The 23,698-nt window shown below is 70.0% G+C and carries 19 protein-coding genes; 9 read left to right on the forward strand and 10 right to left on the reverse strand.

Annotated features, from left to right (window positions below):
* The first annotated feature begins 51 nt into the window (after nt 1-51).
* The gene (locus AB0B64_RS39775) at nt 52-1,221 is read left to right on the forward strand and encodes an MFS transporter (protein WP_357954014.1); all 1,170 of its coding nucleotides are present in this window, start codon (nt 52-54) and stop codon (nt 1,219-1,221) included.
* Between the two features lie 55 nt (nt 1,222-1,276).
* Here AB0B64_RS39775 and AB0B64_RS39780 read toward each other — a convergent pair whose 3' ends face one another.
* Complete coding sequence (locus AB0B64_RS39780; RefSeq protein WP_357954012.1) at nt 1,277-2,308, reverse strand: hypothetical protein; 1,032 nt, start codon at nt 2,306-2,308, stop codon at nt 1,277-1,279.
* A gap of 90 nt (nt 2,309-2,398) precedes the next feature.
* Between AB0B64_RS39780 and AB0B64_RS39785 the strand changes: the two genes are divergently transcribed.
* Nucleotides 2,399-5,758 carry a S8 family serine peptidase gene (locus AB0B64_RS39785; protein ID WP_358184375.1) on the forward strand — a complete coding sequence of 1,120 codons (3,360 nt, stop codon included), beginning with the start codon at nt 2,399-2,401 and terminating at the stop codon, nt 5,756-5,758.
* A gap of 58 nt (nt 5,759-5,816) precedes the next feature.
* Here AB0B64_RS39785 and AB0B64_RS39790 read toward each other — a convergent pair whose 3' ends face one another.
* Nucleotides 5,817-7,043 (reverse strand): MFS transporter, encoded by a 1,227-nt coding sequence (locus tag AB0B64_RS39790; RefSeq protein ID WP_358184378.1) that lies wholly within the window; start codon nt 7,041-7,043, stop codon nt 5,817-5,819.
* A 93-nt stretch (nt 7,044-7,136) separates the two neighbouring features.
* Entirely contained in the window at nt 7,137-7,568 is a 432-nt protein-coding gene (locus AB0B64_RS39795) for a MarR family transcriptional regulator (protein WP_358184381.1), read from the reverse strand.
* Between the two features lie 79 nt (nt 7,569-7,647).
* Here AB0B64_RS39795 and AB0B64_RS39800 point away from each other — a divergent pair, with 79 nt between their 5' ends.
* A complete protein-coding gene (locus tag AB0B64_RS39800; RefSeq protein WP_358184384.1) occupies nt 7,648-8,061 on the forward strand; it encodes an organic hydroperoxide resistance protein in 414 nt (137 codons plus the stop codon).
* A gap of 3 nt (nt 8,062-8,064) precedes the next feature.
* Here the strand turns inward: AB0B64_RS39800 and AB0B64_RS39805 are convergent, their stop codons facing one another.
* Together AB0B64_RS39805 and AB0B64_RS39810 are read right to left on the reverse strand one after the other, a co-directional pair.
* A complete protein-coding gene (locus AB0B64_RS39805) occupies nt 8,065-9,303 on the reverse strand; it encodes a cytochrome P450 (protein WP_357954002.1) in 1,239 nt (412 codons plus the stop codon).
* A gap of 297 nt (nt 9,304-9,600) precedes the next feature.
* Entirely contained in the window at nt 9,601-10,569 is a 969-nt protein-coding gene (locus tag AB0B64_RS39810; protein ID WP_358184387.1) for a nucleoside hydrolase, read from the reverse strand.
* 304 nt (nt 10,570-10,873) lie between these two features.
* Between AB0B64_RS39810 and AB0B64_RS39815 the strand changes: the two genes are divergently transcribed.
* Nucleotides 10,874-11,674, forward strand: coding sequence for a GntR family transcriptional regulator (locus AB0B64_RS39815; protein WP_357953996.1), 801 nt, complete (start codon nt 10,874-10,876; stop codon nt 11,672-11,674).
* Nucleotides 11,675-11,682: 8 nt separating this feature from the next.
* Nucleotides 11,683-11,820, forward strand: a complete 138-nt coding sequence (locus AB0B64_RS39820; RefSeq protein WP_358184390.1) for a hypothetical protein — start codon at nt 11,683-11,685, stop codon at nt 11,818-11,820.
* Nucleotides 11,821-11,841: 21 nt separating this feature from the next.
* Here the strand turns inward: AB0B64_RS39820 and AB0B64_RS39825 are convergent, their stop codons facing one another.
* Nucleotides 11,842-12,684 carry an NAD-dependent protein deacetylase gene (locus AB0B64_RS39825; RefSeq protein ID WP_357953992.1) on the reverse strand — a complete coding sequence of 281 codons (843 nt, stop codon included), beginning with the start codon at nt 12,682-12,684 and terminating at the stop codon, nt 11,842-11,844.
* A 72-nt stretch (nt 12,685-12,756) separates the two neighbouring features.
* Here AB0B64_RS39825 and AB0B64_RS39830 point away from each other — a divergent pair, with 72 nt between their 5' ends.
* A complete protein-coding gene (locus AB0B64_RS39830) occupies nt 12,757-13,461 on the forward strand; it encodes a helix-turn-helix domain-containing protein (RefSeq protein WP_358184393.1) in 705 nt (234 codons plus the stop codon).
* Between the two features lie 71 nt (nt 13,462-13,532).
* Here AB0B64_RS39830 and AB0B64_RS39835 read toward each other — a convergent pair whose 3' ends face one another.
* Both AB0B64_RS39835 and AB0B64_RS39840 read right to left on the reverse strand, forming a co-directional pair.
* Nucleotides 13,533-15,407, reverse strand: a complete 1,875-nt coding sequence (locus AB0B64_RS39835) for a GH25 family lysozyme (protein ID WP_358184396.1) — start codon at nt 15,405-15,407, stop codon at nt 13,533-13,535.
* Nucleotides 15,408-15,443: 36 nt separating this feature from the next.
* On the reverse strand, nt 15,444-17,174 hold the full coding sequence (locus AB0B64_RS39840) for a CHAP domain-containing protein (protein ID WP_357953986.1): 1,731 nt from the start codon (nt 17,172-17,174) through the stop codon (nt 15,444-15,446).
* 175 nt (nt 17,175-17,349) lie between these two features.
* On the opposite strand from AB0B64_RS39840, the gene AB0B64_RS39845 reads away from it, so the two are divergent.
* Both AB0B64_RS39845 and AB0B64_RS39850 read left to right on the forward strand, forming a co-directional pair.
* On the forward strand, nt 17,350-20,346 hold the full coding sequence (locus AB0B64_RS39845; RefSeq protein ID WP_358184399.1) for a BTAD domain-containing putative transcriptional regulator: 2,997 nt from the start codon (nt 17,350-17,352) through the stop codon (nt 20,344-20,346).
* An 85-nt stretch (nt 20,347-20,431) separates the two neighbouring features.
* Complete coding sequence (locus tag AB0B64_RS39850) at nt 20,432-21,097, forward strand: M15 family metallopeptidase (protein ID WP_357953982.1); 666 nt, start codon at nt 20,432-20,434, stop codon at nt 21,095-21,097.
* A gap of 36 nt (nt 21,098-21,133) precedes the next feature.
* Here the strand turns inward: AB0B64_RS39850 and AB0B64_RS39855 are convergent, their stop codons facing one another.
* Complete coding sequence (locus AB0B64_RS39855; protein WP_357953980.1) at nt 21,134-21,604, reverse strand: VOC family protein; 471 nt, start codon at nt 21,602-21,604, stop codon at nt 21,134-21,136.
* A gap of 163 nt (nt 21,605-21,767) precedes the next feature.
* A complete protein-coding gene (locus tag AB0B64_RS39860; protein WP_358184402.1) occupies nt 21,768-22,310 on the reverse strand; it encodes a TetR/AcrR family transcriptional regulator C-terminal domain-containing protein in 543 nt (180 codons plus the stop codon).
* Nucleotides 22,311-22,366: 56 nt separating this feature from the next.
* Between AB0B64_RS39860 and AB0B64_RS39865 the strand changes: the two genes are divergently transcribed.
* Entirely contained in the window at nt 22,367-23,587 is a 1,221-nt protein-coding gene (locus AB0B64_RS39865) for an NAD(P)/FAD-dependent oxidoreductase (RefSeq protein ID WP_358184405.1), read from the forward strand.
* Nucleotides 23,588-23,698 lie beyond the last annotated feature (111 nt).

Here is a 23,698-nt window from a genome sequence, read left to right on the forward strand (position 1 = left end):
TCACGCTGCCCATTTTTTGTACTGATCAGTCAACTATTAGAGGTGAACTGCGTGCCTGTCCTTTCCCTCATGCTGTGCGTGTTCGGCATCACGACCGGCGAGTTCGTGATCGCGGGGATCTTGCCGGACATCGCCGATGACCTGGCCGTGTCGATACCGGCGGCCGGACTGCTGGTGACGGCCTACGCCATCGGGATGATCATCGGCGGCCCGGTACTGACGGCGCTCACCGCGCGCTTTGACCGCAGGCCGCTCATCCTCGTCCTCCTCTCGGTGGTGATCGCCGGAAACCTGGCCTCGGCGCTCGCGCCGACGTACGCCGTCCTCTTCGCGGCCCGGATCATCACCGCCCTGGTGACCTCCACGTTCTTCGCCAACGCGATCGTCATCGCGGCGTCGACCGCCCCGCCGGGCAAGCAGGCGTCCACCGTGTCCAAGCTCGTTTTCGGGATGAATCTGTCGATGATCCTCGGCGCGCCCATCGGCACGTTCATCGGCAACGGCTTCGGGTGGCGGTCCACCTTCGTCACCATCGCCGTGTGCTGCGTGCTCGGGTTGCTGCTGGTGTTGCGCTTCGTACCGGATGTCCGGAACGCCACGCCCGGCACCTCCGCGCTGGCCGAGCTCCGGGTGTTGCGCGGCGGTGAGGTGCGGCGCGCCATCGCGGTCACGGCGGTCGGCAACGCGGGGCTGCTCATCGTGTTCACCTATTTCGCGCCGCTGCTCACCGGCGTCACCGGATTCGCCGCCGACGCGATCGCCGTGCTGCTGCTGGTGTACGGCGTCGGCGCCGCGGTGGGCAACTTCGCCGGCGGCTGGCTGTCCGACCGGGCGCTGATGTCGTCACAGCTCAGTCTGCTCGCCGTGCTCGCGGCGACGCTGGTGCTGATGTGGGCGGTCAGCGGCGGTACGGCGATCACCGCGGTGCTGGTCTTCGTGATCGGCGCGCTGGGCTTCTCCGTCATTCCCGGCATGCAGACCCGGGTCCTGACCACCGCGTCCGCGGCGCCGACCCTGGCCATGGCGGTGAACGCGTCCGCCTACCAACTGGCCGCGGCCTTCGCCGCCTGGCTCGGCGGCCGGGTCATCGACGGCGGGTTCGGGCTGCGGTCGCTGTATCTCGTCGGCGCCGCCGTCACCGTGGCCGGGATCGTCGTGAGCTGCTACGCGTGGTTCCGGGACCGGTCGAGCGGTGGGGTCCGCGCCGTCGAACAGGTCTGACCTTCGGGCGCCCGTCGCCCAGTCGGGCGTGCCCGGCCGCTCGTAGGCGCGCGGGTCACACGAGGTCGCGGCGGCTGGCCTGGGCGCCGGCCTGGAAGCGGGTCTCGGCGTTCAACTGGTCCAGGAGGTGACGCAGACGGCGGCGCAGGCTGCGCGGGCTGGTGCCGAGCTGGCGGGCGATGGCGTCGTCCTTGAGCCCGGCCGCGAGCAGCGCCAGGAGCCGCCGATCCTCGGGGCCGAGCTCCGCCGCCTCGACCCGCTCCCCGCTGTCGGGGCCCGCCGAGTCGGCGGGCTTCGGCGTCTCGGGCGCGTCCTGCCACAGCTCGGGGCGTACCGGCAGCGCCTCCCGCCACAGGCGCTCGAACAGCTCCACCAGGGCCACCACCATCGTGGAGCCGCTGATCAGCACGCCGCGGGTCAGCGGCGGGTCCATGTGCATCGGCATGACCGCCCGCCACCGGTCGACGATCGCCATCTTGAACGGCAGCCGGGGCAGGACCCGCGCCTCCTCGCCCGCCTTGATCAGGCTGCCCACCTCGTCGAGCGCCCCCGCGTGGTCGAACGCCTCCGGCACGTAGATGGTCCGGTAACGGACGCCACTGCGCAGCAGGTCGGTCTGCAGGGGGTTGTGATAGTCCAGCACGTACGGGGGGCAGTCGAAGGTCAGGACCTCCTCCTTGGCCTCCTGTTGCAGCCGGACGTACCAGCGGGCCTGCTCCTCGGGGCCCGCCAGGACCTCGAACTGGCCGCCCTCCTCCGCGTCCTGGCCGACGGTGCGGAAGGCCGCCTCCAGTTCGTCGGCCGTGTCGGTGAGCTGGTCCAGCTCGCTCTGCAGGCCGCGCACCAGGGCACGGATCGCGGTCCCGGGGTTCGTCACCGTCCACCGCGGCGAGCGTCCCCACAGACGGCTGACCAGACCCTTGGCGCGGAGCCTGCTCAGCGACGCCTGGATACGTCCCGCGCCCTCCCCGCTCCGCATGACCAGCTCCTGCACCGTGATGCCGGGGCAGGCCAGCACCCCACGGTAGATCCGCTCATCGAACGCGCTGATCCCCACGACCTCCAGCGCCCGGCTGTCCTCAAGCATGCCCATGATCTTGGCCACTTCCGGCAGTTGCCGCAATAGGCCACTTAAATCACCTTGTCATCAAAAGTCACAAAGAATTAGAAAGCGGAGGTGCTTCAGAGAACCGCGCTCCTGGGTGTCGTGATCACGGCCCTGATAGCGGCCGCCGCTCCGGCCCAGGCCGCACCGACGCCCGCTCCGTCGGCCACCCCGACCCCCGCTCCTTCGGCCACCCCGACCGCGGCCCAGTCCGCCGCGAAGGCCGGCCCGCCCAAGACCATCACCCTCCTCACCGGGGACAAGGTCGTCCTCCGTACGCTCCCGGACAAGCAGACCCAGCTGGACGTCCAGTCCGCCCCCGGCCGGGAGAAGATCAACTTCATTCACCGCCGGTCCAAGGACGGGCTCAGCATCGTCCCCGTCGATGCGCTGCCGCTGCTGGCCGCGGGCCGGCTGGACCCCCGGTTGTTCAACGTCACCCGGCTCGCCGCCCTCGGCTACGACGACGCCACCAGCTCGGCGCTGCCGCTCATCGTGACGTACCCGGACCAGACCGCCGCCGCCACGCTGCGCGTCGCGGGCGGGCGCCCGCTGCCCGCGATCAACGGGATCGCCCAGAGCGAGCCCCACGCCGCGGCCGGCACACTCTGGAAGTCCCTGACAGGGCAGCAGGCCAGGGCGGCGGCCGCACCCGCGAAGGTCTGGCTGGACGGCAAGGCCAAGCTGTCCCTCGACGTCAGCGTCCCGCACATCGGCGCGCCCAAGGCGTGGGCGGCCGGCCAGACCGGCAAGGACGTCAAGGTCGCGGTGATCGACACCGGTTACGACCCCGGCCATCCCGACCTCCAGGGGCTGGTGGACAAGTCGGAGAACTTCACCTCCGAGCCCGACGTCCGCGACCTCAACGGCCACGGCACTCACGTCGCCTCCACGATCGCCGGATCCGGCGCCGCGTCGGACGGCCGGTACAAGGGCGTCGCCCCCGGCGCCAAGCTGCTGATCGGCAAGGTCTGCGTGCAGAGCGGGGACTGCCCGGACTCGGCGATCATCCAGGCCATGACCTGGGCGGCCGAGAACGGCGCCCGCGTCGCCAACCTCAGTCTCGGGGAGGCCGACACTCCCGGCGACGACCCGGTGGAGCAGGCCGTCAACAGCCTGTCGGAGAAGTACGGCACGCTGTTCGTCATCGCCTCGGGCAACGACGGCCCGCAGACGGTCGGCTCGCCGAGCACCGCGGACAGCGCGCTGTCGGTCGGCGCCTCCTTCCGCGACGACGACACGGTGGCGCAGTTCAGCAGCACGGGCCCGCGCGCGTCCGACGGCGCGGTGAAGCCCGACCTGATCGCGCCGGGCGTGAACATCGTCGCCGCGCGGGCCGCGGGCACCTCCGCCGGCTCCCCGGTAGACGACTCCTACACGGCGCTGAGCGGTACGTCCATGGCGACGCCGCACGTGGCCGGAGCGGCCGCGATAGTCGCCGGGCAGCACCCCGACTGGAAGGCCGCCCAGATCAAGGCCGCGCTGATGGCCTCCACCGCGCCCGGCGACGAGCTGGGCGCCTACGTCCAGGGCTCCGGCCGCGTCGACGTCGCCCGCGCCGTCACCCAGCAGGTCACCGCCGAGCCCGCCGCGCTGAGCATGGGCGACATCGAGCTGCCCAGCCCCGCGCCCAAGGAGAAGACGCTCACCTACCGCAACGACGGCGACGCCGCCGTCCGGCTGAACCTGAGCGTTGTCGCCAAGGACGAAAAGGGCGCGGTGGTGACGCCGTTCAAGCTCGGCGCCACGACAGTGGAGGTGCCCGCGCACGGCACCGCCCAGGTCAAGGTGACCGCCACAGCGGGCCCGACCGGCCTGTTCAGCGGTACGGTCATCGCCGCGAACGCCGACGTCTCCGTACGCACCGGCATCGGCATGCGGGTCGCGCCGGAGAAGCGCGCGCTCAAGCTGCGCTACACCGGCACGGACGGGCAGCCCGTCCAGAACGCCTTCGCCGGGGTGATCGACCTCGACACCGAGGAACAGCGCAACTACGACATCTCCGGCGGCACGCTGGACCTGAGGCTGGACAGGGGCCACCGCTACACCGTCGTCGGTCTCATGTTCGACCACGACGGCACTCTGGTGATGTCCTCCGATCCGGAGTTCACCCTTGACGCCGACCGTACGGTGGCCGCCGACGCCCGCAAGGCCAAGCCGGTGGACGTACGTACGGAGGAGCCGACCGCGCGGCTGGCCGTCGGCATGCTCGGCATGCTCCAGCTCGTCGACGGCCAGCCCCTCGGCGTGGACGTCGATCTGGCCGGCATGTGGGGCGCGGACCGCGTCGAGGGCATCAAGGCCATCCCGACGACGCGTACGGTGAGCAAGAAGTTCGCGTACTACCGGTGGACGCAGTGGGCCAAGCCGAAGAGCGACGGCGGCTACGACGACAGCCCGTACTTCTACCACCTGATGAAGGCCGAGCCGCGGATCCCCGCCGACCCCGGCTACCGCCCGCGCCGCCGTGACCTCGCCGAGGTCAATTCCACCTATGCCACGCAGAACGACGTCAAGTTCGGCGAGCATTTCGCCCTGCCCGTGCTGTACGGGACGGAGCTGGCGTGGACGCCGTACGGCCAGGTGTCCCGGTTCTCGCTCCCGTTCCACCGGACCGAGTACTACACGCCCGGCGACACCGGCTGGTATCCCTCCTTCATCCAGTACCGGACGCCGCCGGACGGCTGGAACGACACCGACCAGTTCTTCTTCGGCAAGACCACCGTCTACCGCGCCGGCACGAAGACCGACGACCAGTGGAACACCGGCGTCTTCGCCGCCGCGCTCAACCCCGGCGGCGACTACACCTGGCGAGAGGAGAACACGCTGCAGTTCGCGGCCGGCCTCTTCGAGGACGGCACGTCCGATCGCATCTCCTACGGCGAGTACACCGCTCCGCAGGCCCGGCTCTACCGGGACGGCAAGGAGATCTACGCCGCCGACTACCTGCCCGGCACGGTCGACGCGCCCGCGGAGACGAAGGAGAGCGAGTACCGGCTGACCATGACGGCCGACCGTGTGCCGGCCCAGACCCAGGTGTCCACGCGGGTCAGTGCCGAGTGGAAATTCAGGTCGAAGACGCCTCAGCCGGGCAAGCGGCAGGTGCTGCCGCTGCTGACCCTCGCGATCAAGCCGGAGCTGGACGATCGCAACCGGGCCGCGGCCGGGCTCGCGCGCATCCCGCTGCGCGTCCAGCGTCAGAACGGCTCGCCCGATCTGAAGCTGCGTACGCTCACCGTGGAGATCTCCTACGACGACGGCCGCACCTGGCTGCCCACGCTGGTGCACCCGTCGGCCCAGGGCACCTGGGCCGCCGAGACCTGGCACCCGATCAGCGCGCGCGGCAAGTTCGCCTCGCTGCGGGTCAAGGCCGTCGACACAGGCGGCAACGGGTTCGCCGAGACCATCACCAGGGCCTACAAGATCAAGTAGCCCGCACGGACGCCCCGCCCCGCCCGCACAGGCGCGGCGGGGCGTCTTCGTGTCCTGATCAGGCGGCCGTCAGGTGGAACTGGTCGGCCCGCTGCGGTACGACCATCGCGATCAGCGCGCCCAGCACCGTGGTGCCGATCAGCAGCCCGAACGCGGCGGTATAGGAGTAATGGTCGACCAGCCACCCCATCAGCACCGGCGCGAGGACGCCCGCCACCTGCCCGCCGACGTTGACCACCCCCATTCCCGAGCCGATCACCGCGGGCGGCAGCGCGCGTACCGGCATGCCGAGGATCCCCATCATCGACAGCCCGGCCACCGCCATGGCCAGCGTCTGGAACAGCGTGAACCCCGCCGCGGTCTCCGCGCGCAGCATCAGCACCAGCAGCACGGCGGTGCAGAGCAGCAGCGGGATGACGAAGAGCCGGCCCCGGTCGTGGAAGTAGCGGTCGAACAGCCAGCCGCCGAGGATGATCGTCCCGGTCATCACCAGGCCGGGGATGGCCGCGTACAGGCCCGTGTTCAGCAGCGAGACCCCGCGCGCCTCCAGCAGGTAGCTGGGCACCCAGGTGATCATCCCGTACCCGAGCATGTTGGTCGCGCAGAACAGCGCCGCGAACTTCCACACCGCCGGCGCCCGCAGCACGGACGCGGGCGGGGGAGCGGGGCGGGTCAGGTCGCCGGAGCCGTTCAGCTCGGCGGGCAGGGGCGGGGGGAGCAGCGCCCACAGCAGCAGCCCGATCAGCGCGCCCGCGGCCGCTATCACCCAGAACGTGGGCCGCCACCCGAACGCCAGCAGCAGCGGCGCCACGACCAGCGGCGCCAGGCCCGCGCCCAGCTGGCTGGCGGCCAGCATCGTGCCCGCCGCCGTGGCCCGCCGGGCGGGCGTGGTCCGCTCGGACAGCGCCTTGAAGGACGCGCCGGGGAAGATCCCCTGCCCCACGCCGAACAGCGCCCGGATCACCAGCAACGCGCCCAGCCCCCACGCCAGGCCGGTCAGCGCGGTGAACGCCGACCATAGCGCGAGCGAGACGACGAGCAGCCTGCGTGCCCCGACCCGGTCGGCCAGCAGCCCGCCGGGGATCTGGCACAGCAGGTAGACCAGGGCGAACACGGTGATCAGTGCGCCCTGCTCGGTCTTGGTGAGCGCGAACTCCGCCCCGATGAACGGCAGCGCGACCGCCATCATCACCCGGTCGATGTAGTCGACGACCCAGACTCCCATGAGCAGGCCGACGGTGAGGGTCGCGGTCTTCCTGACGTCGAGCGTGTACGTACTCCCCAAGGCGACCTCCGGTGATGCGGGCGTTCCGCATTCTTCATACAGACCAGCCGGTGGTACTCGGGACTGTTCGACGATTCGTCCGGAGAGGCTACCTCAGGTGGCTTCGGTCAGGGATTGGGTCATTCGGCCGAGCGTACGCTGCAGGTCGGCCAGCTCGCTCATGCGCAGCCCGGTGGCGCCGAGCACGTGCTCGGGCACCCGCAGGGCCGACTGCCGCAGCTCCGCGCCCGCGCCGGTCAGTCGCACCACCACGGAGCGCTCGTCGCTGGCATTGCGCTCCCGCTGGACGAGCCCGGCCGCCTCCAGTCGCTTGAGCAGCGGTGACAGGGTGCCGGAGTCGAGCCGCAACGCCACTCCCAGCTCCTTGACCGTAACCGGCTCCCGCTCCCACAGCACCAGCATCACCAGATATTGCGGGTAGGTCAGCCCCAGCTCCGCCAGCTCGCGCCGGTAGAAGCCGTCGAGCGCGCGGGACGCGGCGTGCACGGCGAAGCACACCTGGTTCTCCAGCAGCAACGCGTTCATGACCCCAGCATACCCGGGGTTGACGGCAGGCAATTAAATTGTGCACAATCAAGTTGTACGCAATCGATTAGGAGCGATCATGGGCACCCTCTACACCGCCATTGCCACCGCGACGGGCCGCGAGGGCCGCGCCGTCTCCTCCGACGGGCGCCTGGACGTCACGCTCTCCCCGCCGAAGGAGCTGGGCGGGGCCGGCGCCGGCACCAACCCCGAGCAGCTCTTCGCCGCGGGCTACGCCGCCTGCTTCGCCAGCGCCCTCGCCCTGGTGGCCAAGCGCATGAAGGTGGAGGCCGAACAGGCGTCCGTCACCGCCGAAGTGGGCCTGGCCCCCAACGGCGACGGCGGCTTCACCCTGGAGGTCGCGCTCCGCGTCGAGCTCCCCGACCACCTGCAGGGTGAGACCGGCCGCGCCCTGGTAGAGGCCACGCATCAGGTGTGCCCGTACTCCAACGCCACCCGCGGCAACATCCCGGTGACCCTCGTCATCGAATAGGTCCTACCGGCGACTTCCGTCCTTGGCGGGCCCGAGCACCACCGGCAGCACCGTCGGTCCTTCGGTGATGAACGACGAGCTGTAGACGATCTGATCCTCCCCGACCGCCAGACGCAGCTCGGGGAACCTGCCGAACAGCGAGGACAGCGCGATGCGGGCCTCAAGCCTGGCCAGCGGCGCGCCCAGGCAGAAGTGCGGCCCGCGGCCGAACGCCAGATGCGTCTCCTGGCCGCGCGCGATGTCGAAGCGCCCGGCGTCCCCGCCGAACCTGGCCGGATCCGTCCCCGTGCCGCCGATCCCGACCATGATCGGCTCCCCGGCCGGGATCGTCACCTCGCCGAGGCGCACGTCCTTCAGCGGGTAGCGGAACATGACGTTGATCACCGAGTTCCGGCTGCGTAACCCCTCCTCGACCACCTGCGCCCAGGCGTCCCGCGTACCCGCCAGGGCGAGCTGGTCCCGGTCCGCGCACAAGGCGATGACCGTGTTGGCGAGCAGGTGCACGGTGGTCTCGTGGCCGGCGATCAGCACCAGCCACAGGATCCCCACCATCTCGTCGTCGGTCAGCCGGTCCCCGTCGTCCTCCTGCGCCCGGATGAGCCCGGAGGTGAGATCGTCCCCCATGTCGCCGCGCTTGCGGTCGATGAACCTGGCCAGGTAACCGAGCAGGCCGGCCCCGGCCGTGCCGGCTTCCTCCGGGGTGGCGGTGTGGGACAGGAGCACATTCGTCCACTCGCGGATCTGGTAGCGCTCCTCCTCGGGCACGCCGAACAGCTCGCAGATCACATTGACCGGCAACGGCTCGGTGAAGTAGCGGACGAGATCCACCACCTCGCCATCGTCGGGCAGCTGGTCGAGGAGTTCGTCCGTCATCTCCTGGACGCGGGCGGCGAGACCCTGCACGCGTGCCGGGGTGAAGGCCCGGTTGATGAGGCCCCGCAGCCGCCGGTGGTCCGCCCCGTCCTGGGTCAGCAGGTGATCGCCCTCGATGACCTGCCGCAGCGGCCAGTCAGGAGGGATGGTGCCGTCGTGCAGCGCGGGGCAGTTCCGGGCGTTCTTGCTGAAGAGCGTGTCGTCGTTGGCGAGGACCTCGTTCACCATGTCGTACGAGGTCACGGCCCACGCTTTGACCTTGCCCGGGAGCTCGATGGGGACCACTGGCCCGTGCTCATCCCGAAAGCGGTGAATCGTGCTGGACGCCCGCTCACCGGGAACCGGGATTCGTAGCGGAGAGGTAGTCACTGAGAGGCCTCCAAAAAGTGAAATGTCCTCCCAACTGTCCGCGATGGGCAAGATCCGGAAAAGACGAGTTAGACGTCACCCCAGGACCCGCAACACTTACCGACCGCGCCACACCGTTCTGACCGGTGAAACGGCGTGGCTCGGCACGGCGGCGTTCACCCCCACCGGCCACCACACCCGCGGGTGCCGCGGTTGCGACAACGCGCGAAAGCGGGGACGTTGCCGAGCCGATACCCGGCGATGTTCGCACACGACCGGCTTGCCGGTCGGGTGCGATGAGGGGGAAGCGAGAGTCGCTCAGGCGGGTGCGCCGCTGCCATGATGGGTGAAGACCTCGAGCAGTAGCTCCGCCAGGAGTTCGGCGTCTGCTCCAAAGGCGACGTCGGCGTTGGGCTTCTGGGCCGCGCCGAGCCGGGTGTCCATCACGGTCCGGCCGACGGTAAGGCAATCGGTGGTCTCGACGGCGACGTGCACGCTCCGTGTGGTGATGACCTGGGGCTGGACGAGGTAGGCGGTGCAGACCACGTCGTGCACCGGTGCGGCGTCCTCGGCGGACACGACGCCGTGGTAAGCGGAGATCCGCCGCGAGATGAACCGGGAGGCGGCGATTCCGGCGGGTGTCCCCGACTTCTCCAGCTTGAGGCAGGTGCTTCTTGTGACCAGCGCCTGGTGGGTGGCGTCGAGCGGCACCAGGGTGGTGCGGGCGAATCCCGCGGAAAGGACCACGCTCGCGGCCTCGGGGTCGGCCCAGATGTTGAACTCGGCCGATGCGGTCACGTTGGTCACCGCATGGCCGCCACCCATGACCACCAGTTCGTCGACCGCTTCTGTCAGGGATGGATCGATGGCGAGGACGGTGGCGATGTTGCTCAGCGGTCCGACCGGTACCAGAGTGATCTGTTCGGTTGTCGCCCGAAGCGTCTCGACCAGGAACTCGACGGCCCCGGTGTCCTGGCGCGTGCTGCGCGGTGGCGGGATCGACAGGGCGCTGCCGTGTGGGTCGTTGTCGGAGTCCCGCTCGAAGTGCTTGGTGGAGGGGAAGCCGAGCCTTGCGATGGGACGGCTGAGTCCGGCGAAGACCGGGATCTGCGACCTGCCGATCCAGTCGAGTACGCGCAGCGTGTTGTCCGTGGTGTTCTCCAGCGGCACGTTGCCGTTGACGGTGGTGACGCCGATCAGGTCGAGTTCCGGATGCAACGCCGCGAACATGATCGCTACTGCGTCGTCGGTCCCGGTGTCGACGTCGAGGATGATCTTCCGGCTCATGAGTACGCCTTCTCTTCCATGATGGTGGTGTGCAGGCCGTCGCCGGCGGATTGGTGACGGGGGATCTCGGCGGCGGTGGGCCGCGGGATGAGGTACGAGGTGGCGAGCGCGGCGACGGCGACCCCCAGTCCGTTTCATGACGCCTCTACTTCCGGCAGGGGGCGTTGCGAACCAGCAGCGTCTCCTCCTGGTGGTATACCGTATGCCTATCGGTCGAACTTCCGGAAGGTCAAGTATTCGCCTGAAGTTCGAGGTAGATTGATGTTTGTCTGGGATATGGCATACCAGAGGGAAGGGGGTGAACATGTCACGTCAGCCCAAGACGCCGCTGGGTCTCGCGCATACGTCGCTGCGTGATCAGGTCCGGCTGGAGATCCGGAACCGCATCGTGAAGGGGCAGCTTCCGCCTGGCAGCAAGATGGTCGAACGCGAGCTCGCAGATGAACTGGGCGTATCCCGAGTTCCCGTGCGCGAGGCCCTGCGCATGCTCGAGTCCGAGGGCTTCGTCCACGTCGTGCCGCGACGGGGAGTCGTCGTCAAGCATTTGTCGCAGACCGACGTTCAAGAACTCTTCGACGTACGCGAAGCGCTTGAGGCGTTCACCGCCCGCCGCGCCGCTGAGCAAGCGAGCAAGGCCGACATGCGGCGACTCAAGCGGCATCTCGACAAGGCAAGCCGGGCCGCGGCGGCGAGCAACGTCGACGACTTCGGTGACGCCAACGTGGCCTTCCATGACGAGATCACGGCCATCGCCGGCAACCACCTCCTCGGCACCATCCTGGAGCCCCTGCACGGTCGGCTGGACTGGCTGTTCCGTCAGGTCGACGACCCCGAACGGCTGTGCACCGAACACACCCGGCTGTACGAGGCGATCGCGTCCGGCGATTCGGCGGCAGCCGCCGCCTTCGCCGTCGAGCACGTCACCAGTAGCAGGAAGACCGCGCTGCGCATCCTGTTCGGCACCTCGCCGACCGCCACCGCCGGCCCCTCCCCGAACGCAGCCCGCGCCGACCCGGCCAACGGCACCCCTACCGCACCCGGAACGACGAGGCGCGACGCTGAGAGAGGCACACCCTCACCCCATGAAGGCCGGCACGTACCGTGAAGCACGTCGTGGATCGGATTGAGACCTTCCACGAGCTCAAGGCCGCCCCCGCGGCGCCAGCGGCCGATCTCGCCGACGATGGTGTTGATCGCGTAGCGAAGCCGATCACTTTCCGTCCCGAGGCGGCGCATCCGTTTGACAGATGAAGCGGGCCCTTCAGAGCCGGGTCAAGTTGACAGTCGGGTGGTGAGGTGGGTCAGGGTCGCGCCGAGGGGTGCGTCCAGGGTGAGTGCGGCCTGGGCGTCGCCGCCGGTCGGCCCCTGGTTCACGATGGCGATCGGGATGCCGAGCGCGGCTGCCTTGCTGACGAATCGCAGGCCGGACCGTACCGTCAGCGAAGATCCGAGGACCAGGAGCGCCCGCGCGGCCGCGACGAGCGCGAAGCACTCATCCACCCGGGTCCTGGGTACGTTCTCGCCGAAGAACACCACGTCGGGCTTGAGCAGCCCGCCGCAGGCGGCGCAGTCCACCACCTGGAACCCTTCGACCTGGTCGTCGGTGAGCACGGTGTCACCGTCGGGGTTGATCTGCCCGCTGGCCGCCCAGCCCGGATTGGCCGATCGCAGGCGGCTCTCCAGTTCGGTGCGGCGGGTTCGTTCGCGGCAGGACAGGCACACGACCCGGTCGAGCCCGCCGTGCAGCTCGATCACCCGCCGTGCTCCGGCCGCCTGGTGCAGGCCGTCGACGTTCTGCGTGACGATGGTCTCGATCAGCCCGCGCCGTTCCAGCTCGGCCACGGCGCGATGCCCGGCGTTGGGTGCGGCCAGGCCGATCTGCCGCCAGCCGGCGTGGCTGCGCGCCCAGTATCGCCGCCGCGCCTCGGCGCTGCCGACGAAGCGCTGGTACGTCATGGGCTCGGCCTTCCGGGCACGGCCTGTGGGTCCCCGGTAGTCCGGGATTCCCGATTCGGTCGACAGCCCTGCCCCGCTGAGCACCACCACGCCACCCCTGGCCACCAGCTCGATCAGGGAGTCGAGCGCGCTGCCGCGGGTTCCCACACTTTCGGTCACAGCACCATGGTGCCCGACTCGCCGTATTCCGGTAACCGGAAAGGGCCCTCCGGTTGGGCTAAAGTGAGAGGCATGTCCACCGAGCCGCCTCAGATGCCGTACGCGCCCGCCGACGCACCCGGGCAGCCCGCCGAAACGTCTGGGCCGCGGGCCGACGCACCTGGGTTGCGCGCCGACGCGCGGCACAACCGCAACCGCATCCTCGAGGCCGCCCGCGAGACCTTCGCCACGCTCGGACTGGACGTGCCGATGGTCGAGATCGCCCGGCGCTCCGGCGTCGGGATCGCGACCCTCTACCGCCGCTTTCCCACGAAGGAGTCGCTGGTCGTCGAGGTGTTCGCGGACGATCTCCACGCGTGCGCGAAGGTGGTCGACGACGCACTCGCCGACCCCGACCCGTGGCGCGGCTTCCGCACCGTCATCGAGAAGGTGTGCGCCATGCAGGCCGTCGACCGTGGATTCACCGCGGCGTTCCTGTCGAAGTTCCCGGACGCGATCGCCTTCGAGCACGAACGCGAATGCGCCGAGCGGGGTTTCGCCGAGCTTACCCGGCGAGCCAAGGAAGCCGGGCGACTGCGGGCCGACTTCGTCCAGGACGACCTCACGCTCCTCCTCATGGCCAACAGCGGCATCGTGACCGACTCGCCCGAGGCGGCGCTGGCCGCGTCCCGGCGGCTGGTGGCCCTCCTGCTCCAGGCGTTCCGCGCCGAAGGCGCCGACCCCCTGCCACCGGCCACCCCACTCGGCCTGGACCAGGTGCTCCGCCCGACAACCTGAGGATCGACAGCCACCAACGGGTGGCAAGAAAATAGGGGCGCGGACCAAGCTGGTCCACGCCCCCAGGGGTTTCAGACGAAGCGGATGGCGTTCCAGTCCCAGCCCGCGGCGGCCGGAACGGTGTAGCTGCCTGCGAAGGAGCCGAGGTGGCCGTTGGGGTCGGCGAGGGAGGTGTGCATGCTGATGGAGCCGTCGGTGTGGCGGTACATGATGGCCAGGTCGGAGCGGTGGTCGCCGTTGAAGTCGCCCGAGATGGTCTTGAAGGCGTTCCAGTCCCATCCGGCTCCGCTCGGTACGGAGTAGCCGATGGAGAAGGCCTGGAGCCCGCCGTTGGCGTCGGCGAGTGAGGTGTACAGGCCGATCGAATTGTCGGCGAAGTGGTATTCCATTACCGCGTCGGCTCGGCCGTCGCCGTTGGTGTCGCCGGGCAGCAGTCGGATGGCGTTCCAGTCCCAGCCCGCGGCTGCCGGGACGGAGTAGCTACCCACAAAGGAGCCGAGGTGGCCGCTGGTGTCGGCCAGCGAGGTGTGCATGCTGATCGACCCATCGGAGTGGCGGTACATGATCGCCAGATCGGAACGACCATCGCCGTTGAAGTCACCCGCAACGGTCTTGAAGGCGTTCCAGTCCCATCCGGCTCCGGCCGGTACGGAGTAGCCGATGGAGAAGGCTTGGAGCCCGCCGTTGGCGTCGGCCAGGGAGGTGTAGAGGCCGATGGAATTGTCGGCGAAGTGGTATTCCATTACCGCGTCGGCTCGGCCGTCGCCGTTGGTGTCGCCGGGCAGCAGTCGGATGGCGTTCCAGTCCCAGCCCGCGGCTGCCGGGACGGAGTAGCTGCCCGCGAACGAGCCGAGGTGGCCATTGGTGTCGGCCAGTGAGGTGTGCATGCTGATCGAGCCGTCGGTGTGGTGATACATGATGGCCAGATCGGAGCGACCGTCGCCGTTGAAGTCACCGGTCAGCAGCCTGAACGCGTTCCAGTCCCACCCGGCCGCCGCCGGAACCGAGTAGCCGATGGAGAAGGCCTGGAGCCCGCCGTTGGCGTCGGCGAGTGAGGTGTAGAGGCCGATGGAATTGTCGGCGAAGTGATACACCATCACCCCATCCGCTCGCCCGTCACCATTGAAGTCCCCGGTCGCCTGCCCCACCGACGAGTCGTCCGATGCCCCTTGATGGCGGGAGAGGGCGTCGAGTTGCGCGTGAGTGCCGTTGAAGACGTTCAGCGTCACGTTGGTGGTGGGAACCCCGGGGACGCTGCCGACGTCGGCGTACTGCCACATCAGCCAGGTACTCCACCCCGGCGGTACCGCCGGGGTCGTGTGCCCGCTGGTGTAGTCCGCCACTTGCAGCGGGTAGGAAGCGAAGGCCGTGGTGCTGGACATGCACCCCGTCATGAAGCCGCGTGCCGTGTAGATCCATGGCTTGACGCCGAACGCCGACTGCACCTTGTCCAGCCAGATCTGCGCCTGTGCGACGGTCGTGTACGGCGGGCAGGAACTGTTGCCGTCGTCCGTCCACTCCATGTCCAAGATCGGCGGCAGTTCGCCCGCCCGGTGCCCGGTGTAGCCGGCGGCGCGCAGCGCGGCGATGAAGTAGTCGGCCTGCGCGCCGGCGGTGTTCGCGCTGTATCCGATCAGGAAGTGGTAGGGAGCGGTCGCGATGCCCTGCGCCAGGGACTGGCTGAGATCGCCGCTGAAGTAGGCATTGGTCTTGTTTGTGCCGCGGGTCGCTTTCAGCGTGGCGAACGTCACCCCGGAAGCCCGGATCTGGGACCAGTTGACCGAGGCGCCCCCCGGATGCTGATATTCCGTGATGTCTACGCCCTTGACGGGGAACCTGTTCAGGTCCGGGTTGGCGGAGGACGCGCTCGCAGGTTGGACGAGCGTTCCGGCGAGGCCCACGGCGACCAGGGCCGCGACCGCGATTCGCCATAACCGTACTGACATGGCGGAGCTCCTTTGCGTGTTGGGATGGCGAGCGGGTCAGACGAAGCGGATGGCGTTCCAGTCCCAGCCCGCGGCGGCCGGAACGGTGTAGCTGCCTGTGAAGGAGCCGAGGTGGCCGTTGGGGTCGGCGAGGGAGGTGTGCATGCTGATGGAGCCGTCGGTGTGCCGGTACATGATGGCGAGGTCGGAGCGGTGGTCGCCGTTGAAGTCGCCTGAGATGGTTTTGAAGGCGTTCCAGTCCCATCCGGCTCCGGCCGGCACGGAGTAGCCGATGGAGAAGGCCTGAAGGCCACCGCTGGTATCAGCGAGTGAGGTGTAGAGGCCGATGGAATTGTCGGCGAAGTGGTATTCCATCACTGCGTCGGTCCGGCCGTCGCCGTTGGTGTCGCCGGGCAGCAGTCGGATGGCGTTCCAGTCCCAGCCCGCAGCGGCCGGGACGGTGTAGCTGCCCGTGAACGAACCCAGATGACCGGCGGTGTCGGCGAGAGAGGTGTGCATGCTGATGGAGCCGTCGGTGTGCCGGTACATGATGGCGAGGTCGGAGCGGTGGTCGCCGTTGAAGTCGCCTGAGATGGTTTTGAAGGCGTTCCAGTCCCATCCGGCTCCGGCCGGCACGGAGTAGCCGATGGAGAAGGCTTGGAGCCCGCCGTTGGCGTCGGCCAGCGAGGTGTAGAGGCCGATGGAATTGTCCGCGAAGTGGTACTCCATCACTGCGTCAGCCCGGCCATCACCGTTGGTGTCACCGGACAGCAGTCGGATGGCGTTCCAGTCCCAGCCCGCGGCTGCCGGGACGGAGTAGCTGCCCGCGAACGAGCCGAGGTGGCCATTGGTGTCGGCGAGGGAGGTGTGCATGCTGATCGAGCCGTCGGTGTGGTGATACATGATGGCCAGATCGGAGCGACCGTCGCCGTTGAAGTCACCGGTCAGCAGCCTGAAGGCGTTCCAGTCCCACCCGGCCGCCGCCGGAACCGAGTACCCGATGGAGAAGGCCTGGAGCCCGCCGTTGGCGTCGGCGAGTGAGGTGTAGAGGCCGATGGAATTGTCGGCGAAGTGATACACCATCACCCCATCCGCCCGCCCGTCACCGTTGAAGTCCCCGGTCGCCACTGACGAGTCGTCCGGTGCCGGCGTGCCGCCCCCTCCGTCCGCGTCCACCGGGGACGAGTAGCCGACGATGTCGATGTCGCCGCGCGAGTAGCTGTTCGCCTTGATGCGGTTACCGCTGTTGCCCTCGATCGTGTAGACGGTGCTCGCGTTCGCCGATGTCACGATGCCGACGTGGTCGATGTCGCCGCTCTGGTCCCAGTCGAAGACGAGCGAGTCGCCGGGCTGGGGCGTGTATCCGCTGCCTCGCGTGTGCCAGGTGCCGTACTTGACGCCGTAGTCCTTGAACGAGCTGGCCCAGCCGGTGAGCACGCCCCCGCTGGTCTCGTCCACCTCGGCGTGGGGCACTCCCGCGTTCTTCCATACGTACTTGGAGAAGTCCGCGCACCAGTCGCTGTCGCGCCACTGGACTCCGTCGCTGCTGGCGCAGCCGGAGGCGGGCTTCCATGGCCGGAAGTACCCGGTGTAGTAGTTGCAGCCGCTGCCCGCCGGGTCCTCGTGGTTGCGTGAGGCGTTGCCGAGCTGGCTTTGTGCGACGGAGACGATGCCGGCGCGGGAGACGGCGGCCGCGGGCGCGGCGGTCAGGGCGATCAATCCCGCGCCTGCGAGGGCGGTGGCGACGGCCGCGCCGCTGAGGCGGCGAAGAAGGGTCGAGGTGGTCATGGTGGTCCTCTCGGAGCAGTGGTGGTGCGCCTTCGTGACAAAGGCTGAAATGGGCGGCTCCAAGTTCTCTGCAAACGGGCTCCAGCGACTTCTGTAGCGGCGCGGGTTCCGTTGGAGTGGGCGCGGTGCTATCACTGCGGTACAAGGTCAAGTCCCGGGGGCCCGAGGGGGATTGATGGAGTTTCGTCTGCTCGGTCCCGTCGAAGCCTGGGACGGCGGGCGGTGCCTGCCGCTGGGCGGCCCGAAACCTCGTGCGCTCCTGACCGTTCTGCTGCTGGCCGCCGGGAAGGTGGTCTCCAGCGACCGGCTGGTGGACGTGCTGTGGGGCGAGGAGCCGCCGAGGAGCGCCCACGCGCTCGTCCAGACCTACGTCTACGGACTGCGCCGCACGCTGGCCGAGGGCGGCGGCGAGCCGGTGATCGAGACCCGGCCGCCCGGCTACGCCGCGCTGCTCCGGCCCGGCCAGCTCGACGTGGAGGCGTTCGAGCAGCTGGTCGCCGACGGCCGCCGGCACGCGGCGGACGGCGGTCACGAGCGCGCGGCCGAGTGCCTGCGCGCGGCGCTGGCGCTGTGGCGGGGGACGGCGCTCGGCGGGATCGGCCACGCGCTGCGCGGCGAGGCGGCGCGGCTGGAGGAGACCAGACTGCTCGTCCTGGAGGAGCGCCTCGACGTCGAGCTGGCGCTGGGCAGGCACGCGGAGGTGGTCGGCGAGCTGACCGAACTGGTCCGGGCTCACCCCGCCCGCGAACGCCCGCGCGCCCAGCTCATGAAGGCCCTCTACCGGCTGGGCCGCCAGACCGACGCCATGGCCGCCTATCACGAGGCCCGGCAGGCGCTCGCCGACGAACTGGGCGTCGATCCCGGACCGGAGCTGCAGGAGTTGTACGAGGCCGTGCTACGTGCGGATCCCTCCTTAGCCTCGGCACCGCCCCCGCAGGCCGAGCCCGAGGCGGTCCCCGCGCATCTGCCTCGCGGCATCGCCGACTTCACCGGCCGGGACAAGGAGCTCGGCGAATTGGCCGCGCTGCTCACCACCCCCAGCGACACGCTGACGGTGTGCGTCATCTCCGGCAAGGGCGGGGTGGGCAAGTCGGCGCTCGCGGTGAAGGTCGCCCACCAGGTGACCTCGGCCTACCCCGACGGGCAGCTCTACGCCGACCTGCGCGGCGTCACCGGCTCGCCCGCACCCGCGCTGGAGGTGCTCGGGCGCTTCCTGCGGGCGCTCGGCGTGCCGCCGACGGCCGTCCCGGCGAGCGTGCCCGAGTGCGTCGACGCCTACCGCAGCGCCCTGTCCGGCCGCCGGCTGCTCGTGGTGCTCGACGACGCGGGCACCGAGCAGCAGGTACGCCCCCTGCTGCCGGGCAGCCCCACCTGCGCCGTACTGATCACCGCCCGGCGCAGGCTCGCGGGCCTGGACGGGGTGAAGGTGAGCGACCTCGACGTCTTCGACACCGAGGCGGGCGTGGACCTGCTCGCCCGTATCGCCGGTACGGAGCGGGTACATGCGGAGAACGAGGCGAGTGAGCGTATCGTGCGGCTCTGCGGCCACCTGCCGCTCGCGCTGCGCACGGCGGGCGCGCGGCTGGCGGCCCGCCCGCACTGGCCGCTCACGACGCTGGCCACGCGCCTGGCCGACGAGCGCCGCCGCCTGGACGAGCTCACCGCCGGCGACCTGGAGGTACGGGCGAGCGTCGGGCTGAGCTACCGCGGGCTCGACGACACGGCGAAGCGGGCGTTCCGGCTGCTCGGGCTGCTGGGAGTGCCCGATTTCGCCTCCTGGGTGATGGGGGCGCTCCTGGACGTACCGGACCCCGAGGGCGAGGGGGTCCTCGAGCGCCTGCTGGACGCGCAACTCCTCGACCACATCGCGGTGGACGCGGCCGGCCAGAGCCGCTACCGGCTGCACGACCTGCTGCGCGTGTACGCGGCCGAGCGGGCCGAGGCGCAGGAGCCGCCCGAGGAGCGCGCGGCGGCGGTGACCCGTGCCCTGGGCGGATGGCTGTGGCTGCTCACCAGCGCCGCCGCCGCGCGGCCGCCGGGCGCGCTGGCCCTGCGGCGCGACTACGCCATGGCCAGGCCGCTCGGCCCGGAGGTCACCGACGGGGCGGCCGGAGACTTCCTGACGTGGTTCAACGCGGAGAGTCCCGCCCTGGTCGTCGCCGTCGAACGGGCGGCCGCCATGGGTCTGCACGAGGTGGCCTGCGAGGTGGCCGCCGCCCTGTGCTCCTCATCGTTCTCCTTGGACACCCGCTTCGAGGAGTGGCGGCGTACCCATGAGTCGGCGCTGGCGGCGGCCCGGCGCGCCGGTGACCCGCTGGCGGAGGCCACGCTGCTGGTGGGACTCGGCCAGCTCCGCTACCGCCAGGACCGCTACCGCGAGGCGCGGGCCTTCTTCCACCAGGCGCTTCCGCTGCTGCGCGCGGGCGGTGACACGCGCGGGCAGGCGGTGGCCGTGGCCGGCATCGGTACCGCCTGCCGGGAGCAGGGCGACCTGGTCGAGGCGCTGGTCCACCTGCGGCAGGCGGGTGAGGCATTCCGCTCGCTCGGCGATGACGCCGGAGTGGGCGACGTCAGCCGGCTGGCCGGGTCGGTGCTGCTCGAACAGGGCGAGTTCGAAGCGGCACGTGTGATGCTCGACGACGCCCTGGCCGCCTTCCGCCGGTTGGGCAGCAGGCGTGGCGAGGGCATCACGCTGCGGACCATCGGGCTGCTGCATCGGGCCGTCGGCGAGCTGGACCGCGCGGAGGCATTGTGCGCGCGGGCGGTCGTCCTGCTGCGCGAGGCCGGCGACCCGCTCATGGCCGCGTACGCCGTGCAGGCCCTGGCCAAGACCCGGATCCGGCTCGGTGTCGACGACGCCGCGATCCTGCCCGAACTCCTTGACGCGCTGCGGATATGCGGGCGACACGGCGACAGGTTCGGCACGGCGCTCGTCGAGCGGACCATCGGCGAACTGCACCTGGCCCGTGGCCGGTACGACCTGGCCGAGGAGCATCTCGGCCGGTCCATCGCGCTGTGGGAGCAGCTGGACCTGCCGTTGTTCCGGGCGCGCACCTTGAGGGACCTGGCCGCCGTACGCGAGGCGACCGGAGACGGGCCGGCGGCGGCGTCCATGCGGGCCGCGGCCGTCGCCGTCTTCGCCGAGTTCGGCACCCGCGAACAGGGCGAGTGACCGCCTTAGTGCGTTCCTGGAGAGGATTTGTAGCGCCGCCACCGAACATTCTCCTTGACCTGCCCCCTTCCCTAAGGAGAACGTCGTGCCGGACATCGTGCTCATGTCGGATTCACGGGTCGCCGAGATCCGGGTGGAGGATCGCGGCGAGCCGCTGGTGGACCTGCGAACCGTACCCGGCCTGCTGGTGGACGAGCGGCAGGCCGACCCCGACGGCGCGTACGCCCACGTCCGCCGGGGGCATGTCGAACGCCTCCTGCGTGCTCAGGCGGGCCTTCCCGACGGTCTGCGGCTGCTCATCGTGGAGGCGTACCGGCCGCCCGCGCTGCAGGAGCGGTATTTCTCGTCGTACGCGGCCAAGCTCGCCGAGGCCAACCCGGACTGGCCTGAGGAACACATCTACGTGCAGGCCAGCCGTTCCCTGGCCCCGCCCCACATCGGCCCGCATGTCTGCGGCGCGGCCGTCGACCTCACCCTGTGCACCGAATCCGGCAAGGAGCTGGACATGGGGACAGAGGTGAACGCGAGCCCCGAGGAGAGCAATGACGGCTGCTACACGGCAGCGCACAACATTTCCGCTCGGGCTCGCTCGAACCGTGGCATCCTCGGTGGCGTCCTGAGCGAAGCCGGCTTCGTGAACTACCCGACGGAGTGGTGGCACTGGTCGTACGGCGACCGTTATTGGGCACTGTGCACCGGCGCTCCCGCGGCCTTGCATGCCCTGATCGACTGGCCGCTCCCAGCCGGTTGATCGTTCAGGACCGCGGCGCCGTCATCGGACAGCCGCTCAGAGGCGGGCGGCCTCTTCCAGAGCGTTGATGTCGATCTTCCGCATGCCCAGCATCGCCTTCATGACCCGCTGCGCCTTGGCCGGGTCGGGGTTGCTCAGCAGCTCGGGCAGTACCTTGGGGACGATCTGCCAGGACAGGCCCCACCGGTCCTTCAGCCAGCCGCACTGCGATTCCTCGCCACCCTCGGTGAGCTTGGCCCACAGCTCGTCGACCTCCTCCTGCGAGGCGCAGTCGACGTACAGCGAGATCGCCTCGGTGAAGGTGAACTCCGGGCCGCCGTTCAGCGCGACGAACCGCTGGCCCGCCAGCTCGAACGACACCGTCATGGCCGTCCCCGCCGGACCCGGGCCGGCGTCGCCGTAGCGCTGGACCTCCAGGATCCGCGAGTCCTCGAACAGCGAGGTGTAGAAAGCCGCCGCCTCTTCGGCCTGGTTGTCGAACCACAGGAACGTGGTGATCTTCTGCATGATGCGCTCCTCCGAGTACGGGAGTCCGGAACGGTGAGTCCCGGGCTGTCCTGTCACTAACGCGTCGAACACGTCGACGGCGATTCGACACGGCGGAGCGAGATTTTTTCCCCGGTGTCGAGCGATCGTGTCGTCGCAGCTCCAGGGCGGCTCCAGGGACAGCTCAGGGCAGGGATGCCTTGGTTCCGGCGATGATCAGTTCGAGGCCGGCGCGGAAGGTGCCGTCGCGGAAGTCTCTGGGCTGGGTGGCGATCGAGCGGGCCTGTTCCTCGGTCGTGTAGCCGTTGACGTAGGCCATGACGGTGTCCACGGCCGCGGCGGCCGTGTCGGCGGGGACGCCCGCGGCGGTCAGGGTGGCGATGAGGTCGTGGTAGAAGGCGACGGCCTCGCTGCCCGGGTTCTGGAAGGTGGACATGAGGCGCGCCCCGTCGCGGTGGGCCAGCATGAGCTCCCGCGTACCGATCGCGAGGAGGCGCAGCCGCTCGTCCCAGGGGCCGTCGAGCGGCGGCACGGCCTCGCCCGGCGGGACGACCAGGTGCGCGACCATGGCGTCCAGCAGGGCCTGCTTACTCGGGTAATGCCGGTACAGCGCGCCTGCCCGCACGCCGAGCCGGCTCGCCAGGAGCCGCATGGTGAGACCGTCCAGGCCGACCTCGTCGAGCAGCTCGATCGCCGCCTGAAGCACCTGGGCGCGTCGCTCACTCATCGAATCCTCCAAGACGTGGTTGACAATGCGGCTCTCCGTACGTGAACAATGTACACGTGAACGTCGTTCACGTCGGAACGGCGTCGGAGACGGAGGGTGTCATGACCGAGCAGGGCGTGGGACGCGTGCTGGTGATCGGGGCGGGGCTCGGCGGGCTGACGCTCGCCCACGCGCTCGTCCGAGCGGGCCTCGACGTGCGCGTGTACGAGGCGGATGACGGCAGCGGCGAGCGGTTCCAGGGGTACCGGATCGGGCTGGCGGAGCCGGGGCTGACCGCGCTGCGGGCAAGCCTGCCGCAGCGGCTGTACGAGCTGGTCGAGGCCACCAGCGGGGGCCTGACCGGGCCGGGGCTGCTGTTCGACGAGCAGTTAACGGTCCTCAGCCGCGACCTGGAGGGGCCGGTGGAGGGGAGCAGGGCGGTGGACCGGCAGGTATTGCGGCGGATCCTGCTCGGCGACCTGGGTGACCGGGTCACGCACGGCAAGCGGCTGACGGGTGTCGCGGAGAGGGCGGGCGGGAGTGTGACCGCGCGCTTCGCCGACGGTACGGAGGCCACGGGCGCGGTGCTGGTCGGCGCCGACGGCGGCAACTCCGTGGTGCGGCGCCACCTGGTGCCCGAGGTCGGCCTGGTCGACGCGGACCTGTGCGGCGCGATGGGACGCACCACGATCACCGATCGCTTCCTGCGGCTGGTGCCGGGGCGCGGCACCATGGTGAAGGGTCCCGGAATCACGCTGATGCTGGGCCGGATGCAGTTCGACAGGGAGCCGTCCGCGGCCGCCGCCGAGCTCGTCCCCGGGCTGGAGATGCCGCACCGGGACAGCTACGTACGGTGGGTGCTGCTGGTGCCGCCGGAGCACCCGGCGGCCACCGATCCGGGGTCCGCCGGGGAGGACGCGCGTGAGCTGGTGCTGGAGCTCCTCGAGGGCTGGCATCCCGACCTGCGGGATCTGGTCCGCTCCGCCGACATGAGCGCCGTCGGCCGGTCCAAGATCTATGACCGGCCGATGCCGCCCTGGCCGGTGGGCCGGGTCACGCTGCTCGGTGACTCCGCGCACCTGACACTGGCCAGCGGCGGGAACGGCGCGAACACCGCCATGCAGGACGCCGTACGGCTGAGCGCCCGGCTGGCCGAGGTCCACCGAGGCGAGCGGGACCTGATCTCGGCGCTGGGGGAGTACCAGGACGACCTGCTCGAACGCGGGAACGCGGCGGTGCGGGTCGGCAAGGAGGCGCTGAAGAGATTCGTCCCCCCAGGGCCACAGGAGACCCGCTGATCCGTCCCCCCCACGGCCCCAGGAGACGTGGGCTGGCGGTCTTGTTTACCTGCTTCTGGAGACTCTTGTCCGGGGTTCGATTGACCTGTCCGGATCACTCCTGGTCAGGTG

The organism is Nonomuraea sp. NPDC049129, assembly GCF_040648495.1.
GTDB lineage: Bacteria > Actinomycetota > Actinomycetes > Streptosporangiales > Streptosporangiaceae > Nonomuraea.